General features: G+C 63.1%; 19 protein-coding genes. 5 read left to right on the top strand and 14 right to left on the bottom strand.

The features are described from left to right. Positions 1-106 precede the first annotated feature (106 nt). From ACNJX9_RS23325 to ACNJX9_RS23365, 9 genes are all read right to left on the bottom strand, one after another. A complete protein-coding gene (locus ACNJX9_RS23325; protein WP_439404369.1) occupies positions 107-1,069 on the bottom strand; it encodes a LysR family transcriptional regulator in 963 nt (320 codons plus the stop codon). A 154-nt stretch (positions 1,070-1,223) separates the two neighbouring features. Further along, complete coding sequence (locus ACNJX9_RS23330) at positions 1,224-1,928, bottom strand: GrlR family regulatory protein (protein WP_271602957.1); 705 nt, start codon at positions 1,926-1,928, stop codon at positions 1,224-1,226. A 261-nt stretch (positions 1,929-2,189) separates the two neighbouring features. After that, positions 2,190-2,339, bottom strand: a complete 150-nt coding sequence (locus ACNJX9_RS23335) for a hypothetical protein (protein WP_007609497.1) — start codon at positions 2,337-2,339, stop codon at positions 2,190-2,192. Positions 2,340-2,396: 57 nt separating this feature from the next. Beyond that, positions 2,397-2,864: a hypothetical protein gene (locus ACNJX9_RS23340; protein WP_439404371.1), complete on the bottom strand. Its 468-nt coding sequence runs from the start codon at positions 2,862-2,864 to the stop codon at positions 2,397-2,399. Between the two features lie 86 nt (positions 2,865-2,950). Further along, positions 2,951-3,772 (bottom strand): tetratricopeptide repeat protein, encoded by an 822-nt coding sequence (locus tag ACNJX9_RS23345; RefSeq protein ID WP_057757736.1) that lies wholly within the window; start codon positions 3,770-3,772, stop codon positions 2,951-2,953. Positions 3,773-3,804: 32 nt separating this feature from the next. Next, entirely contained in the window at positions 3,805-4,488 is a 684-nt protein-coding gene (locus ACNJX9_RS23350) for a substrate-binding domain-containing protein (RefSeq protein ID WP_439404373.1), read from the bottom strand. A 21-nt stretch (positions 4,489-4,509) separates the two neighbouring features. Beyond that, a complete protein-coding gene (locus ACNJX9_RS23355; protein WP_057759003.1) occupies positions 4,510-5,211 on the bottom strand; it encodes a GrlR family regulatory protein in 702 nt (233 codons plus the stop codon). A 202-nt stretch (positions 5,212-5,413) separates the two neighbouring features. Then, positions 5,414-6,448: a glutamine synthetase beta-grasp domain-containing protein gene (locus ACNJX9_RS23360; RefSeq protein WP_057757742.1), complete on the bottom strand. Its 1,035-nt coding sequence runs from the start codon at positions 6,446-6,448 to the stop codon at positions 5,414-5,416. Next, positions 6,435-6,728, bottom strand: coding sequence for a hypothetical protein (locus ACNJX9_RS23365; RefSeq protein WP_439404375.1), 294 nt, complete (start codon positions 6,726-6,728; stop codon positions 6,435-6,437). The genes ACNJX9_RS23360 and ACNJX9_RS23365 overlap by 14 nt, the downstream gene beginning before the upstream one ends. Before the next feature lie 256 nt (positions 6,729-6,984). Between ACNJX9_RS23365 and ACNJX9_RS23370 the strand changes: the two genes are divergently transcribed. Continuing rightward, positions 6,985-7,188 (top strand): DUF2735 domain-containing protein, encoded by a 204-nt coding sequence (locus tag ACNJX9_RS23370; RefSeq protein ID WP_220003446.1) that lies wholly within the window; start codon positions 6,985-6,987, stop codon positions 7,186-7,188. A gap of 110 nt (positions 7,189-7,298) precedes the next feature. Here the strand turns inward: ACNJX9_RS23370 and ACNJX9_RS23375 are convergent, their stop codons facing one another. After that, positions 7,299-7,625, bottom strand: coding sequence for an MliC family protein (locus ACNJX9_RS23375; protein WP_439404377.1), 327 nt, complete (start codon positions 7,623-7,625; stop codon positions 7,299-7,301). 48 nt (positions 7,626-7,673) lie between these two features. Between ACNJX9_RS23375 and ACNJX9_RS23380 the strand changes: the two genes are divergently transcribed. Further along, a complete protein-coding gene (locus tag ACNJX9_RS23380; protein ID WP_439404379.1) occupies positions 7,674-8,417 on the top strand; it encodes a tyrosine-protein phosphatase in 744 nt (247 codons plus the stop codon). Between the two features lie 13 nt (positions 8,418-8,430). Here ACNJX9_RS23380 and ACNJX9_RS23385 read toward each other — a convergent pair whose 3' ends face one another. Next, the gene (locus ACNJX9_RS23385; RefSeq protein WP_057757750.1) at positions 8,431-9,150 is read right to left on the bottom strand and encodes an SGNH/GDSL hydrolase family protein; all 720 of its coding nucleotides are present in this window, start codon (positions 9,148-9,150) and stop codon (positions 8,431-8,433) included. A gap of 119 nt (positions 9,151-9,269) precedes the next feature. On the opposite strand from ACNJX9_RS23385, the gene ACNJX9_RS23390 reads away from it, so the two are divergent. Further along, entirely contained in the window at positions 9,270-9,950 is a 681-nt protein-coding gene (locus tag ACNJX9_RS23390) for an SDR family oxidoreductase (RefSeq protein ID WP_057757753.1), read from the top strand. Here ACNJX9_RS23390 and ACNJX9_RS23395 read toward each other — a convergent pair whose 3' ends face one another. Beyond that, entirely contained in the window at positions 9,951-10,298 is a 348-nt protein-coding gene (locus ACNJX9_RS23395; RefSeq protein ID WP_057757757.1) for a GrlR family regulatory protein, read from the bottom strand. It lies immediately after the preceding gene. Positions 10,299-10,424: 126 nt separating this feature from the next. Between ACNJX9_RS23395 and ACNJX9_RS23400 the strand changes: the two genes are divergently transcribed. Together ACNJX9_RS23400 and ACNJX9_RS23405 are read left to right on the top strand one after the other, a co-directional pair. Beyond that, positions 10,425-11,105 carry a DUF2161 domain-containing phosphodiesterase gene (locus ACNJX9_RS23400; protein ID WP_439404381.1) on the top strand — a complete coding sequence of 227 codons (681 nt, stop codon included), beginning with the start codon at positions 10,425-10,427 and terminating at the stop codon, positions 11,103-11,105. 94 nt (positions 11,106-11,199) lie between these two features. Continuing rightward, a complete protein-coding gene (locus ACNJX9_RS23405; protein ID WP_200468134.1) occupies positions 11,200-11,505 on the top strand; it encodes a hypothetical protein in 306 nt (101 codons plus the stop codon). A 73-nt stretch (positions 11,506-11,578) separates the two neighbouring features. On the opposite strand, the gene ACNJX9_RS23410 is transcribed toward ACNJX9_RS23405, so the two are convergent. Next, positions 11,579-12,190 carry a GNAT family N-acetyltransferase gene (locus ACNJX9_RS23410; protein WP_439404383.1) on the bottom strand — a complete coding sequence of 204 codons (612 nt, stop codon included), beginning with the start codon at positions 12,188-12,190 and terminating at the stop codon, positions 11,579-11,581. A 152-nt stretch (positions 12,191-12,342) separates the two neighbouring features. Then, the gene (locus tag ACNJX9_RS23415) at positions 12,343-12,741 is read right to left on the bottom strand and encodes a PaaI family thioesterase (protein ID WP_439404385.1); all 399 of its coding nucleotides are present in this window, start codon (positions 12,739-12,741) and stop codon (positions 12,343-12,345) included. Positions 12,742-12,923: the final 182 nt, after the last annotated feature.

Genomic DNA, 12,923 nt, shown 5'->3' on the forward strand with positions numbered 1-12,923 from the left:
CGTGTTCGGCGATCTTGTTCTCCTCCCTTGGGAGAGACCGTAGTCAGCGGCTATCTATGCGTCCAATACGATCTTTTTCGAAAACCATGCATTTTTGTTATACGACTCAGCGACCGCCCTTCTTGGGCAACTCCACGCGCTTTCGGACGGCGAGCTCGTCCTTCGAGATCCTGCGCAGGATTTCGAGAACGCGCGCAGCTACCGGCGACAAGGTTTCGTTGCGTCTCCACATCACGCCGACCGGCCGCTGGTTCTCGACGCCTTTCAGCGCGATGATGCACAAGCGACGAGCCGCCACTTCGACCCCGACGAGTTCTCGCGCCATCAGCGATACGCAATCCGTGCTCATGACGATGGCTTTGATGGCGAGGATCGAGTTCGTGTTGATACTCTGCGTCGGCCAGCCGAGGTTTGAGCTGGCAAACACGCGCTCCATTTGCTGCCTGAACGCACTGCCGCCGGCGGGCAGCACCCAACGCACGTCTTTGAGATCCGAGAGCCGGACGCTCGCGCGCCTCGCGATGGGATGATCCGGGCGGGTGATAAGCCCCCAGTCGGATCGAAAGAGTTCTTCTTCTGCCAACTCCTGATAGCCCGATCCGCCCCCGATCCTGCTCACGACAAGATCGACATGGCCACGCCGCAGCATTTCGGCGATTTCGCTGTCGAGGCCTTCGGTGACGGAAACGTGGATCTTTGGTGCGGCCTTGACCAGGATTTCGAGCGCACGTGGAACAATTCCGGCGGCAGTGATGGGTGTCACGCCGAGCTTGACGGATCCTTCGAGGCCGAAGCTTCTCAGACGTGTATCTTCCCGGGCGCGTTCCAGAATCGCTTCCAACGCTTCGGCATGAAAGATGAGCGCCGTCCCCATCGCGTTGAGCTGCGCGCCCTGTCGACCGCGCTCGAGCACCTTCGCTCCAACTTCCCGTTCGAGCAAAGCGATGCTGCGCGACAGCCCGGGTTGCGAGACGTTCAACGCCGCCGCGGCCGCACTGAATGAGCCGTGTCTTGCGACAGCGAGGAGATCAAGAAGACGGCGAGGATCGATCCTGACGTGAGGTCCCATTCAACTGTTCGCTAGCTGGAGCTGACCTCGTCACTATGGCATGATTCCGCCGCTACACTTTGCGTCTTGAATTTCTTCGCAGCTTGACCCGAGCCGACTTCACTCGACAAAATCGAACTGAGCCTCGGCTTGGTCCGCCTGTGGATCAGGCTCCCTACACGCGTCGCATCAGCCTGAGCGATGCTGCCAACCGCAGGCTGCGCTTTCCCGCGAGCGCGATGCCTTCGAGCTCGCCGCCGTCCTCCGTGCAGCTTCCGGAGAAGCCGATCCCGACCTCGTAGCCACCGAAGACGGGATTGTCGCCCTTCGCCGGCGTGTGCTCCTGGTTGAGCATCTCGCCCTTCCAGCGGCCGTCCACCGAGGAATAGGAGCCCAGATAGTAGAAGAACGCGTCGCCACCGAGAATGCGGCCGTCGAGCAGCAGCATCACGCCGGAAAGGCTTGCATCGACGCCGTCGAGTGCGCGCAGCTGCATCGCATAGAGCCCGTTGGCGATGCTGCGTTGCCCGATCGTGCCACGCGGCGGCAGCGCGGCGTCGTCGAGCAGGGCGAGGTTGGCCCAGAACACGCCGTCGGGCATCGCATCCGCCCTGCCCTCCAGCAGGATGGTCGATCCCTCGGTGCGACCGCGCACCCTGATCGTGGTGACGTCGGCGCCCATCAACGGCTTGAAATTGGGATCGTCATTATAACGCTCCGTGATGACCTCGGCTTCGATCACGCCGTCCCTGACCACGTAGCTGCCGAGATGCGCAAAGGCGGAATTGCCGCCCAGCATCTTGCCGTCGTGCAGACACATGATGCTGCGGCCGAAGGCGCCGTTGATGCCGTATTCAACCTTGTAGAGCCCGTTGAGCAAAATCGTGAACTCGCAAAATCAAAAGGAATCGCCGGGTCCTAGCATCGTCGCGGCATCGATGCCACCAGGCTTTTCCGCGCAGGGGCTTGCGGAACCGATCCTGCCAAGGTGCCATCATGCACCTGTTTTGCCCGACGGATCAAGCAAATTTCGTAAAATCAGCAAAAGTCGTTCAGGAGCTCGGCCTTTCAACCACTTGCCTACTGTGCATGGGGTTGTTTTCGACTTTTGCGTTGACGCACGTGCGACATTCGAGAACCGTCAATGACGCTTGAAATACTGCACCTCGCGTTCGTGCTTCTCGGCCGCCGCGCGGCTCTTGAAGGTGCCGAGATTGCGCCGCTTGCCGGTCTTGGGATTCACCTTGCGCGAATACAACCGGTATTCGCCGGATGCGAGCTTGCGGATCATGGTTGCGCCTCCTGCGTGGACTTGCCAGTCAAACTGTGCTGCACGCGGTCCGTTCCGTCATGGCCTCGCCGGTGGCGCAAACAGTTGATTGGCAAACGGCTGCGGGTCTGCGGGAACCTTGATGACGACGAAGCTGCGTCCCATCGACCGGTGACAGGCGTTGCAGCCCTCGGTGAGATCACCCAGGGCCTTTGCGAATTTGCGGCCGTCCTTGGCCGCAATCGCGTCGGACGTCGCCTGCAGCGCCGGCTCCAGGGTCGTGACATTGCTGACAGGGATGCCGGAATAGAGCAAGGCGGCCTCGACCAGGCTCGCCTTGAGCTGGCGCAGCTCGTAAGCCGAAAGCTCCCAGTTCTGCGCCTTGCCGGCCAGCCACAGCTTCTGGTGGCGCGTCTGTGCGGCGCTCATGATGTCGCCGAGCCGCGGCACGTACTGGTCCGCCGACGGCGATTTGAGATCCTGCGCCGTCACGGCCGTGGCCGCTCCCATCAAGGCCAACACGACTATCCAACGACACAGTTTCATCGCACGTCTCCATTCCAATGGAGACGCAATCTAGGCCCGCCGGGCCGTGCCACCTTGCGCTCGATCAAGAGCGGCCTCGTCGTCCGCTAGAAGCAAAGCGTGGTGACGAGCCTGCCCTGCTTGTCCTTGATCGCATAGGGGCAGCGCAACCGCTCCAGCGCCTTCTTGGCGTCCTCGTCGCCGAGCGCAGCCGCGCGCTCGTAATAGGCCTTGGCGGCGTCCTTGTCCTTCGGACCGCCGCGCCCCTCTTGCGCGAACGCGCCCATCCGCTCCAGCGCGCCGGGATGGTTTTGCGCGGCCGCCTTCTCGAACAGCGCGCGCGCCGCGACATCATCCTTCTCGCCGCCATCGCCATTGGAGAGCAGCAGGCCGAGCTGGTACTGCGCCTCCGCATTGGTCTCGGCGGCCTTGCTCAGAAGGGTGCGCGCCTGCGCCGGATCGGCCGGCGTTCCGCCACCGGCGCTGCCGAGCGCGGCGAGGTTGGAGACGCCGCGGGGATTGCCTGATTGCGCCGCTTTCTCAAACAGCGTTCGCGCCTGCGCCTCGTCCTTGGCAACACCGGAGCCGGTGCCATAGGCGACACCGAGCTCCACCATCGCCGCGCTGGAGCCCTTGTCGGCGGCCTTGCGCCAGGCAGCGAGCGCTTCCGCCGTCTGCCGGTTCGCCGCATAGGCGCGCCCAAGCGCAAACATTGCGCGGCGCGACGATGCGGACGCCTGCTTGCAGAATTTGATGGCGGTCGTGATGTCGGCCGCCGCGATCTCAGACACGCCTTTCACGTCGGTCGGCTTGTCCGGATCGCTGGGATCGGCGGCAACACGGTCGCACAGCACGAGATCGGCCGATTGCGCGTGCGCGGCGACCGGCGCGGCAAGAGCGAAGAGGATGGCCAAGAGACAGGTTCGCATGGCCGTCACGTTGCGTCGGCGTGCCGGCGAATTCAAGGCTCGAGTCCAGACCGGCGCAGCACGGGCATGACCTCGGGGGATGCGAGATAGCGCAGCAGGCGATCGGCCGCCTTGGCCTGCTTCGCATCCGTTATGCGGCCGGCGGAGAACACGGCAGGGGTCTGCAATTCGTGCGGGACCGGGCCGATCACCTCGATGCCGCCGACCTGCTTCAGCTCGCTGATCTGCTGCACGGCGAGATCAGCCTCGCCGCTGACGAGCCGCTCCGCCGTAAAGCCCTGCTCGACGATGGTGGCCTTGGCGTTGATCTCGGTGCCGATGCCCATCCGCACGATCAGCTGGGCGAAGTACACGCCGCTCGCACCCAGCCGTGAATAGGCGACGGATCGGGCCGCGAGCAGCGCCTTGCGCAGCGCGGCTTCGCTGGAAATATCGGGATGCGGCTGCCCGGCCCGCACGGCGAGGCCGACATAGGAGCGCGCGAGGTCGGCCGCGCTGTCCGCGATCACGCGCCCCTCGCCGATCACCTCGTCGAGCCCTTCACGCGTGAGAATGACGAGATCGGCCGCCTCCCCGGCGCGCAGGCGCCTGAGCAGCGCCAGGGTCGGCGCAAAGTCGGCATCGACGTGAATGCCCGTTGCGGCCTCGAACGCGGATGACAGGCTGCGCATCGCCCCCATCAGGCCGAGCGTCGAGAGCATGCGGATTTTTTCCATGAGCAATTTCCCCTGTAGCGATCAGGCGCGATGCATCAGCTTGAGCGTGGCGGACAGGCGCAGGCTGCGCTTGCCGGCCAGTGCAGTCGCTTCCAGCATCGCCTGATCGCCATCATAGGTGCCGGCAAACCCGATGCCGACCTCGTGGCCGCCAAAGATCGGATCGTCCTTGGCCGGGGTGTGCTCCTGGTTGAGGATCTGCCCCTTCCAGCGTCCGTTCGCGGCGGTGTAGCTGCCGAGGTAATAGAACGAAGCATCGCCGCCGAGGATGCGGCCGCGGTTGAGCAGCATCACGCCGGTGAGCCCGCCGTCGACACCGTCGAGCATGCGCAGGTGGATCGAATAGAGACCATCGGTGATGCCGGCCTCGCCGACCCCGCCGGCGATCGGCACCTCCTCCTCCGTGATCGGTGTCATCACCGACTGGAAGGGCACGCCGGGCAGCTCTTTCAGCTCGCCCTTGAAGCGGTAGAGATCGCCGTCCGCAAAACCTTTCGCGATCAGCGTCGCATCGTCGGTGCCGGCCATGGCGCGGTAATTCGGATCGGGGTTGTGGCGGACGGTCTTGATGATGATGTCGACGCCGCCTTCGGTCTTCTCGTAGGTGCCGATATGGGCGAACGCCGAATTGCCGCCGAGCATCTTGCCATTGCCGGCATGCATCACGCTCCGGCCGACGGCGTCGCCGAGCTGAAACCGCACCTTGTAGAAGCCTTCAAACACCAGCCGTGTCCCCGGCTCCGCGCGCATCCTGACGACTACTCTATCCCGGTTTCGGCCGACATGGACAGACTTCACCCCGGCATAGAAGCCAGACCCACACCAAGCGTTGTCATCAGAACGCGAAAATCCGCCGGAGCTTCGCAGCCCCGGCGGATTGAAAGCCAACCCGGACCAAGCCCCCAAGGTCCCGGCCGGGAGGATCTTAGGCGACGGCCTTCTTGTCGACAGGCACGGACGAGATCGTCTTCAGGATCTGCGAAGCGATCTGGTATGGGTCGCCCTGCGAGTTGGGACGGCGGTCTTCCAGATAGCCCTTGTAGCCATTGTTGATGAAGGAGTGGGGAACGCGGATCGAGGCACCACGATCAGCCACACCGTAGCTGAACTTGTTCCACGGCGCGGTCTCGTGCTTGCCGGTCAGACGCTTGTCGTTGTCCGGGCCGTAGACGGCGATGTGGTCCATCAGGTTCTTGTCGAAGGCGGCCATCAGCGCCTCGAAGTACTCCTTGCCGCCGACCGTACGCATGTACTCGGTGGAGAAGTTGGCGTGCATGCCCGAGCCGTTCCAATCGGTATCGCCGAGCGGCTTGCAGTGGAATTCGATGTCGATGCCGTACTTCTCGGTCAGACGCAGCATCAGGTAGCGGGCCATCCACATCTGGTCGGCAGCGGTCTTGGAGCCCTTGCCGAAAATCTGGAATTCCCACTGGCCCTTCGCGACTTCCGCGTTGATGCCTTCATGGTTGATGCCGGCAGCGAGGCAGAGGTCGAGATGCTCTTCGACGATCTTGCGGGCAACGTCGCCGACGTTCGAATAACCGACGCCGGTGTAGTACGGGCCCTGCGGCGCCGGATAGCCGGACTCGGGGAAGCCGAGCGGACGGCCGTTCTTGTAGAAGAAGTATTCCTGCTCGAAGCCGAACCAGGCGCCGGCGTCGTCGAGGATGGTGGCGCGCTTGTTGGACGGATGCGGGGTCTTGCCATCGGGCATCATGACTTCGCACATCACCAGCACGCCATTGGTGCGGGCACCGTCCGGGAACACGGCGACCGGCTTCAGCACGCAATCGGAGCTGTGGCCTTCGGCCTGCTGGGTCGACGAGCCGTCGAAGCCCCAAAGCGGAAGCTGCTCGAGCGTCGGAAACGACGAAAATTCCTTGATCTGGGTTTTGCCGCGCAAGTTCGGAGTCGGCGTATATCCGTCGAGCCAAATGTACTCGAGCTTATACTTGGTCATTGAGCCTCTCTGTAGATGATGCGAAAGGTGGGGTTGAGAGCCCCGCACGTTTGTACCCGGCCATCATCGGCCGGCCCTCCACAAGCATGTTGCGTGCCAAAAAGCCGCAGCGCGGAAGCTTTTCCACCGCGCCGGAGTCGGTCCAGCCGACGGAAAAACGTCCCCAGCCGCATGCGTCATAGAGGCGCACCTTCTCGTGAAGCTGCACTGCAAAAATCCCGCGGAAAACGCCCGATTTTGAAGCAGGCAGGCCCCCTGCCTGAGGTTGCCGATCAAACACGCATCAACGTCCAGCAACTTTCGAAAAGCCGCCCCGTCCTGCCTAGCAACCTTTGGAACGGCCCAGACGTTAGTCATCGGCCCGGTGCCTTAGGGGGTGCAGATAGCCACCTGCCCAATAATTGGGCGGAAACTGATATCGTTTTCAGCACTTTGCTTTTGGGAGTGCGAGGCCGATATGGAGATTCCAGTAACCACATCAGAACGAGTCGGGCGCACCATGGAGGCCAAGTCGCTTCGACCCAGGAGCAATCGCAATGATGAATAATGGTCTAAGTTACGGATCTGCGAAGATCTACCAATTCCCTGCCGGGGGCCGCGCGGCTCTCGCGGGGCGCCGCTATGGCGAGCCACGCCTTCCTGCCGATCACGCCTCGCTTCCAGCGAACGCCTCGATCTGCAGCGACAGCTGGTACCACCAGGACGCGGTCGACGAAGCAAAGCCCAAATGGGAACGCTAATGCCAGTGTCCAGTTTGAGACCGCCGCGCTCTTTCGAGTGCCCGACGGAAGCTTGAAAAGGGTCGAAACAACGAGGTTTCGACCCTTTTTGATTCTGTCCGGATGTCCATTCAAAGGGCGGGCTTTTCGATCACCGCGCAGGCCGTGACCGGCCGTTTCAAATGCTTGACGGTGGTGGCTCCGCTCTTGTCGATCCTCAGCGTGATGCCCGCCCCCGAATAGCGCATGCCCGATACCGTCAGGCGCTTGGCAAGCGTGACCGGCTCGCCGTCGATCTGAAGGAAGGCGCGGGTGTCATAGTCATAAAAACCAATGATGAACTGCGTGCCATCGACGCAGCGATAGGTCCGGAACGTCTGCGCGTCGGCGTGCCCCGCGCCTGACGGTCCCGCCGTCAGTATGGAGATCCCCAAAAGAACAGCCTTGTGCCGGCCCATGATCGCCCCCTGTAATGATCCCTCGGCAACATAACAAAAGCGGCTCCGATGTCAGACTCCCCTGCCCGTCACCTTGCCTTGCAAGGCGCCAGCAATTTTCGCGACCTGGGCGGCTACGCCACACGTGACGGCCGCATCACGCGCTGGCGCCATATCTTCCGCTCCAACCATCTCGGCCAGCTCACCGCCGCCGACATCGAAATCGTTCGCGCACTCGGCGTCAAAAGCGCGTTCGACTTCCGCGGCGTCGAGGAGCGGACCGCTGGCATGTGCGTCGTCAACGAGATCACCGTACATTCGCTGCCGATCGAGCCGACGGTGGTGGCTTCGCTGCGCGCCGCGCTCGCCAGGGACGCGCTCACTCGGCAGGTCGCGCTCGAGATCATGCGGGAGTCCTATCGCAACTATGTCCGCCACAACACGCATAGCTTCCGCATGCTGTTCGGCCATCTGCTGGAGGACCGCGCTCCGCTCGTGATCCACTGCACCGCCGGCAAGGACCGTACCGGCTTCGCCAGCGCCCTGATCCTGCATGCGCTCGGCGTTCCCGACGACGTCATTGCCGAGGATTATCTGCTCACCAACCGCCACTACAAGCGCGACACCTCGAGCGTCTCCGACCTGCCCGCCGACGTCCTCGACGCGATCGGCTCGGTCAACGCCTCCTTTCTCGCGGCCGCTTTCGATGCGGTCAGGGACGACTATGGCGATGTCGAGGCCTATTTGCACGACGGCCTCAAGCTCGGCGCGCCCGAGCGGATCGCGCTGAAGGAGCGTTATCTGCAAACGTGATGGCGGCGGCCCCTCACGCCGTCACCCCCGCAGCCTTGATGATGACATCCTTGAAAGCGAGTGAGACTTGCATGGTGCTCCAGTCGCTCTGGTGCAGCTGGTCGGGATCGGTCACATCGACCAATTGCTCGAACGACACCTTGTTCTGCACGTGCCAATGCCGCATCAGGGCCCAGCGCTGAAACAGATTGACTCCGGCGTCATTGGCCGCATCGCGGATCAGCCGGACCATTCTGTCCGACAGCTCGGCGCGATCATCCCACAGCATCTTCGTCGTATATTGCGGGTCCATCACCACGACCTCGAAGCCGCGGGCACGCAATTGCGCCAGCCCCTTCCTGATGTTCCCGGCAACGACGTCAACGTCATATTGGTCGTTGTGAAAAACCGCATTCGTTCCCACCTGCCAGATCACCAGCGCGGGGTCATCGGGAAAAATATCGGCCTCGAACCGCCCGAGCTCCTCGGTCGCCTCTTGTCCGCCAATCCCCCGGTTGAGCACGTCAATCCGGATATCCGTCCGATGCAGGACGTCCTTGAAATATTGCCGCAGATACATCTCGAGCCGATAGGGATAAGGCACGACATCGGCTCGTCCGGCCGTCGACGACGACCCCATGGCTACGATCCGCACCACGCCCTTTCCATCGAAGGCTTGCCGGAGCCGCATCAGGGGATATTTCAGGTCGACGATCGCAGAGGGAAATTCGATGGACGGAAAAGGTTCGGGCATGAACAGCCTCCTCGAACGATCTAAAGTTGCATTTATAGCCCAGCCTTGATGCCGGCGCCATTGCAACTGCAACTGGCCTCGCGCAATAGTCGGCGCGAATAGAGGCGAGGGAGGGAACCGTGCAGGGAAAAGTCATCGTCGTGACCGGCGCCCTCGGCGCACTTGGCAGGGTGGTCGCCGACGTCGCACGGTCGCGCGGTGCACTGGTGGCTGGCATCGATTATGCGCCCTCACAAATGCCGGCCACGACCGAGCGCATCGAGATCGGCGGCGTCGACCTTTCCGATGCAGCGCAGGCGAAGACAGCGGTCGAGGCTGCCGCGAAGCATTTCGGCAGACTGGACGCGCTGATCAACATTGCCGGCGGCTTCGCCTTCGAGACAGTCGGCGACGGCGACCTCAAGACGTGGCACCGCATGCACGCGCTGAATCTGCTGACGGCCCTCAACACCTCGCATGCAGCGCTCCCGCACCTTGCTGCCTCAAAGGCCGGCCGCATCGTCAATATCGGCGCCATGGGCGCGGTTCAGGCGGGCTCCGGCATGGGACCTTACGCGGCATCGAAGGCGGGCGTGCACCGCCTCACCGAGGCACTGGCCAGCGAATGGAAGGGCAAGGTCACGGTGAACGCGGTGCTGCCGTCGATCATCGACACCAAGGCCAACCGCGCCGACATGCCGAAAGCGGACTTCGCCAAATGGGTGACGCCGCAGGAGCTTGCCGAGGTGATCCTGTTCCTCGTCAGCGACGCCGCGAGCGGCGTCACCGGGGCGCTGATTCCGGTGAGCGGTCGGGTGTGATCAATCCGGCACCAGCAGCCGAAGATTGCCCTTGAAGCGGATGCTCTGCTTGCCCGCGAGCGCAATGCCCTCGCCATAGGCGGTCTCGTCGGTATAGGTGCCACTGAAGCCGATGGTCACGACCTTGCGGCCCCACACCGGGCGCTCGTCGAACGAGGGCGAATGCTCCTCGTTGGTCAGCTCGCCCTTCCATTTGCCGTCGGCCGAGGTGTAGCTGCCATAAGCGAAGAAAAACGAGTCGCCGCCGCGCATGGTGCCGTCGCGCAGCACCATGACACCCTGATTGCCGCCTTGGACGCTATCCAGGAACTCGATCCGGATGTGATAAAGCCCGTTCCTGATCGTCATATGCGAGCGCCCTGTTCCCCGCGTGAGGATATAGCTGGCTTGACCGCGTTCGGGCAAATGCTCGCCGGCCTCGATCCCGATCCGGGCTAGACTACGGGGAATTGATTCTCCGACTGGAAACTCACCTTGGAAACCGCGCTCTACCTCCCCGTCAAACGATTCCTCGAAAGCCTCGGCTTCGACGTGAAGGGCGAGATCCGCGGCTGCGATCTCGTCGGCCTGAGCGCCGGCGATCCGCCTGTCGTGGTGATCGGCGAGCTCAAGCTCGCCTTCAATCTCGAGCTGATCCTGCAAGCAGTTGATCGTGCGCCGGCAGGCGACGAGATCTGGATCGCGGCAAAAATATCCGCACGCGGCAAGGGCCGCGAGAGCGATGCGCGCTATCGCAATCTGTGTCGCCGCCTCGGCTTCGGCATGCTCGGGGTAACCGATAAGGGCGAGGTCGAGGTGCTGGTGAAGCCGCCGACAGCGGCCCCGCGCCGCGAGCCGAAGACGCGCTCGCGGCTGGTCGCCGAACATCAGCGCCGCCAGGGTGATCCCGTGCTCGGCGGCAGCTCCCGCGCGCCGATCATGACGGCCTATCGGCAGCAGGCGCTGGCCTGCGCATCCGAACTCGCAGCAGGCCCAAGGCGGGTGCGCGAACTGCGCGAGCGCTGTCCCGATGCCGGCAAGATCTTGCTTAACAATGTGTATGGCTGGTTCGAGCGCGCCGACCGGGGAATCTACGCGCTTACGCCGGCTGGACATGCGGCGCTGAAACGCTGGCCGCAGCAACGCCCTGAGATCGGTGCCCCGTCACCGCTGTGACGCCCAAGCGGTGCATAGCTGAGCTGCCACACCAATTTCATATTGCAATGCAACATGTAGGGCACTACGTATCCGGCATCAAAATGAGGCCGTTATGAGCGCAGATTGGAATACCAAATATGGCACGCGGCGCGTGCGCCACGATCCGCCCACGCTGGATGAGGCGATCTTCGCTGCCGTCGGCATCACCGACGACCAGGAGCAGCAGGCCGAGATCGCTGCCGCGCTGATGGGGATGCCACTGGAAATCGTTCAGGCCGAGGTCAAGAAGCAGGCCCGCACCAACAGCCGCATCACCGCGACGCGCGTGATCGCCGGCGAACAGGGCGCGCAGCGCTCTGTCGTGGTCGAGCGCCGCGTCGTCCGCCGCTTCGGCAACGACAAGCGCACCGGCACCTAAGGCCTCACATTCTTGCTTCAATAAAACAGCGGACCGGCCTCGCCGGTCCGCTTTTTGATTCAGGCCTTTGCCGTCAGGCCGCGCGATTGCCGTACATGCTGGAGATCAGCTTCCAGCAGGTCGAGTTGAAGCTGAGCAGCGCGCGGCCGGCCTTGAACGGCGCCGAGGCGAGATCCGCAAGCTCGTCCTCGGGCGTCTTGGTCAGGTCGATCGTGCCGGTCGATTCGCCATGGCGGAATTGCAGGTTCGCGCCGAACTTCCTGGCGAGCGCGCGCATGGCGTGATTCTCCGCGCCCGTGGTGATGCGCAGGCTCTTGAAGCCCTTCCAGCGCGCTTCCGCGATCAGGCGGCTGAACAGCACGGTGCCGACGTTCTGGCGGCGGGCGGAGGCCTCCACGCTGAAAGCGACTTCGGGCAGCGAATCGCCCTCCGGCGGATGCAGCTCAGCCGCACCACGGACCACGCCGTCGACGATGTAGGCAACGATCACGGTGCCATCATCCGCGCAGCGGGCCGCGTAGCGCTCGATGAAACTGTCGTCGAGAAAACCGTTGAAGCGGTCGTGCCGGCTTCCGGCATCGAGCCTGAGCAGATGATCGCGCAACAGCGGCAATTCTTCCTGCTGGCTCAGGGTCCGCACATAGCCCGGAACGGACGTGGCGCGAACGGTCTCATCAAGTGTCACGTCAAAACTCCTCTTGGTGTCCCTCGAGGAGGCGTTCGAATCCCTAGGGCCCCAATATTGTGCGTCGCAACAAAATTATCAAGACGGGAACCTGCTCAAGTTTCCGGCATCGGGAACGACCAATTCGTTAACAAAATCAAAGCCCCGTAGTCTTACAGGACCAGCTGCGTCTGGGTCACCACGGCCACCAGCTTGCCGTCCTCGGTCTCCAGCCGGGTGGTCCAGACCTGGGTCCGGCGCCCCCGGTGAACCGGGGTCGCGGTCGCGATGATAGTGGTTCCCTCCTTGGCGCCACCAATGAAGTTGGTCTTGCTCTCCAGCGTCGTCGTGCCCTTGGCGTCATCAGGCAGATTAATCACGGTCGCCGCTGCGCCAACGGAATCGGCGAGCGCCATCACCGCGCCGCCGTGGATGGTGTGATGCAGGGTGCAGAGATCGGGCCGCACGATCATCCGCGCGACCACGCGATCCTTCCCGGCTTCGACGAATTCGACGCCCTTGAGCTCGGCGAACGGCATTTTCATCGCCTTGAGTTTTTCGAGCGGCGTCATCGGATCTCCTCCCAATTCATTGTTGTCTCAACGTGAATGGCTTCGCGCGGCAAAGCAATGACGTCTGAGGTAATGGTTGCCGTGACGCCGGCGCTCCCCCGGCAGGGACGCGCCGACCATCCCTCCATCGTCGTTGCGAGCGAAGCGAAGCAATCCAGACTGCCTGCGCCGAGGGATTCTGG

Source organism: Bradyrhizobium sp. BLXBL-03, from assembly GCF_051853015.1.
GTDB lineage: Bacteria > Pseudomonadota > Alphaproteobacteria > Rhizobiales > Xanthobacteraceae > Bradyrhizobium > Bradyrhizobium manausense.

Excerpts from the sequence above, each read along its gene's own strand:
- ACNJX9_RS23350 (WP_439404373.1), bottom strand. The coding sequence starts at position 4,488 with ATGGAAAAAATCCGCATGCTCTCGACGCTCGGCCTGATGGGGGCGATG.
- ACNJX9_RS23370 (WP_220003446.1), top strand. The coding sequence starts at position 6,985 with ATGATGAATAATGGTCTAAGTTACGGATCTGCGAAGATCTACCAATTC.
- ACNJX9_RS23325 (WP_439404369.1), bottom strand. The coding sequence starts at position 1,069 with ATGGGACCTCACGTCAGGATCGATCCTCGCCGTCTTCTTGATCTCCTC.
- ACNJX9_RS23395 (WP_057757757.1), bottom strand. The coding sequence starts at position 10,298 with ATGACGATCAGGAACGGGCTTTATCACATCCGGATCGAGTTCCTGGAT.
- ACNJX9_RS23340 (WP_439404371.1), bottom strand. The coding sequence starts at position 2,864 with ATGAAACTGTGTCGTTGGATAGTCGTGTTGGCCTTGATGGGAGCGGCC.
- ACNJX9_RS23405 (WP_200468134.1), top strand. The coding sequence starts at position 11,200 with ATGAGCGCAGATTGGAATACCAAATATGGCACGCGGCGCGTGCGCCAC.
- ACNJX9_RS23415 (WP_439404385.1), bottom strand. The coding sequence starts at position 12,741 with ATGACGCCGCTCGAAAAACTCAAGGCGATGAAAATGCCGTTCGCCGAG.
- ACNJX9_RS23375 (WP_439404377.1), bottom strand. The coding sequence starts at position 7,625 with ATGGGCCGGCACAAGGCTGTTCTTTTGGGGATCTCCATACTGACGGCG.
- ACNJX9_RS23385 (WP_057757750.1), bottom strand. The coding sequence starts at position 9,150 with ATGCCCGAACCTTTTCCGTCCATCGAATTTCCCTCTGCGATCGTCGAC.
- ACNJX9_RS23360 (WP_057757742.1), bottom strand. The coding sequence starts at position 6,448 with ATGACCAAGTATAAGCTCGAGTACATTTGGCTCGACGGATATACGCCG.
- ACNJX9_RS23335 (WP_007609497.1), bottom strand. The coding sequence starts at position 2,339 with ATGATCCGCAAGCTCGCATCCGGCGAATACCGGTTGTATTCGCGCAAG.
- ACNJX9_RS23380 (WP_439404379.1), top strand. The coding sequence starts at position 7,674 with ATGTCAGACTCCCCTGCCCGTCACCTTGCCTTGCAAGGCGCCAGCAAT.
- ACNJX9_RS23345 (WP_057757736.1), bottom strand. The coding sequence starts at position 3,772 with ATGCGAACCTGTCTCTTGGCCATCCTCTTCGCTCTTGCCGCGCCGGTC.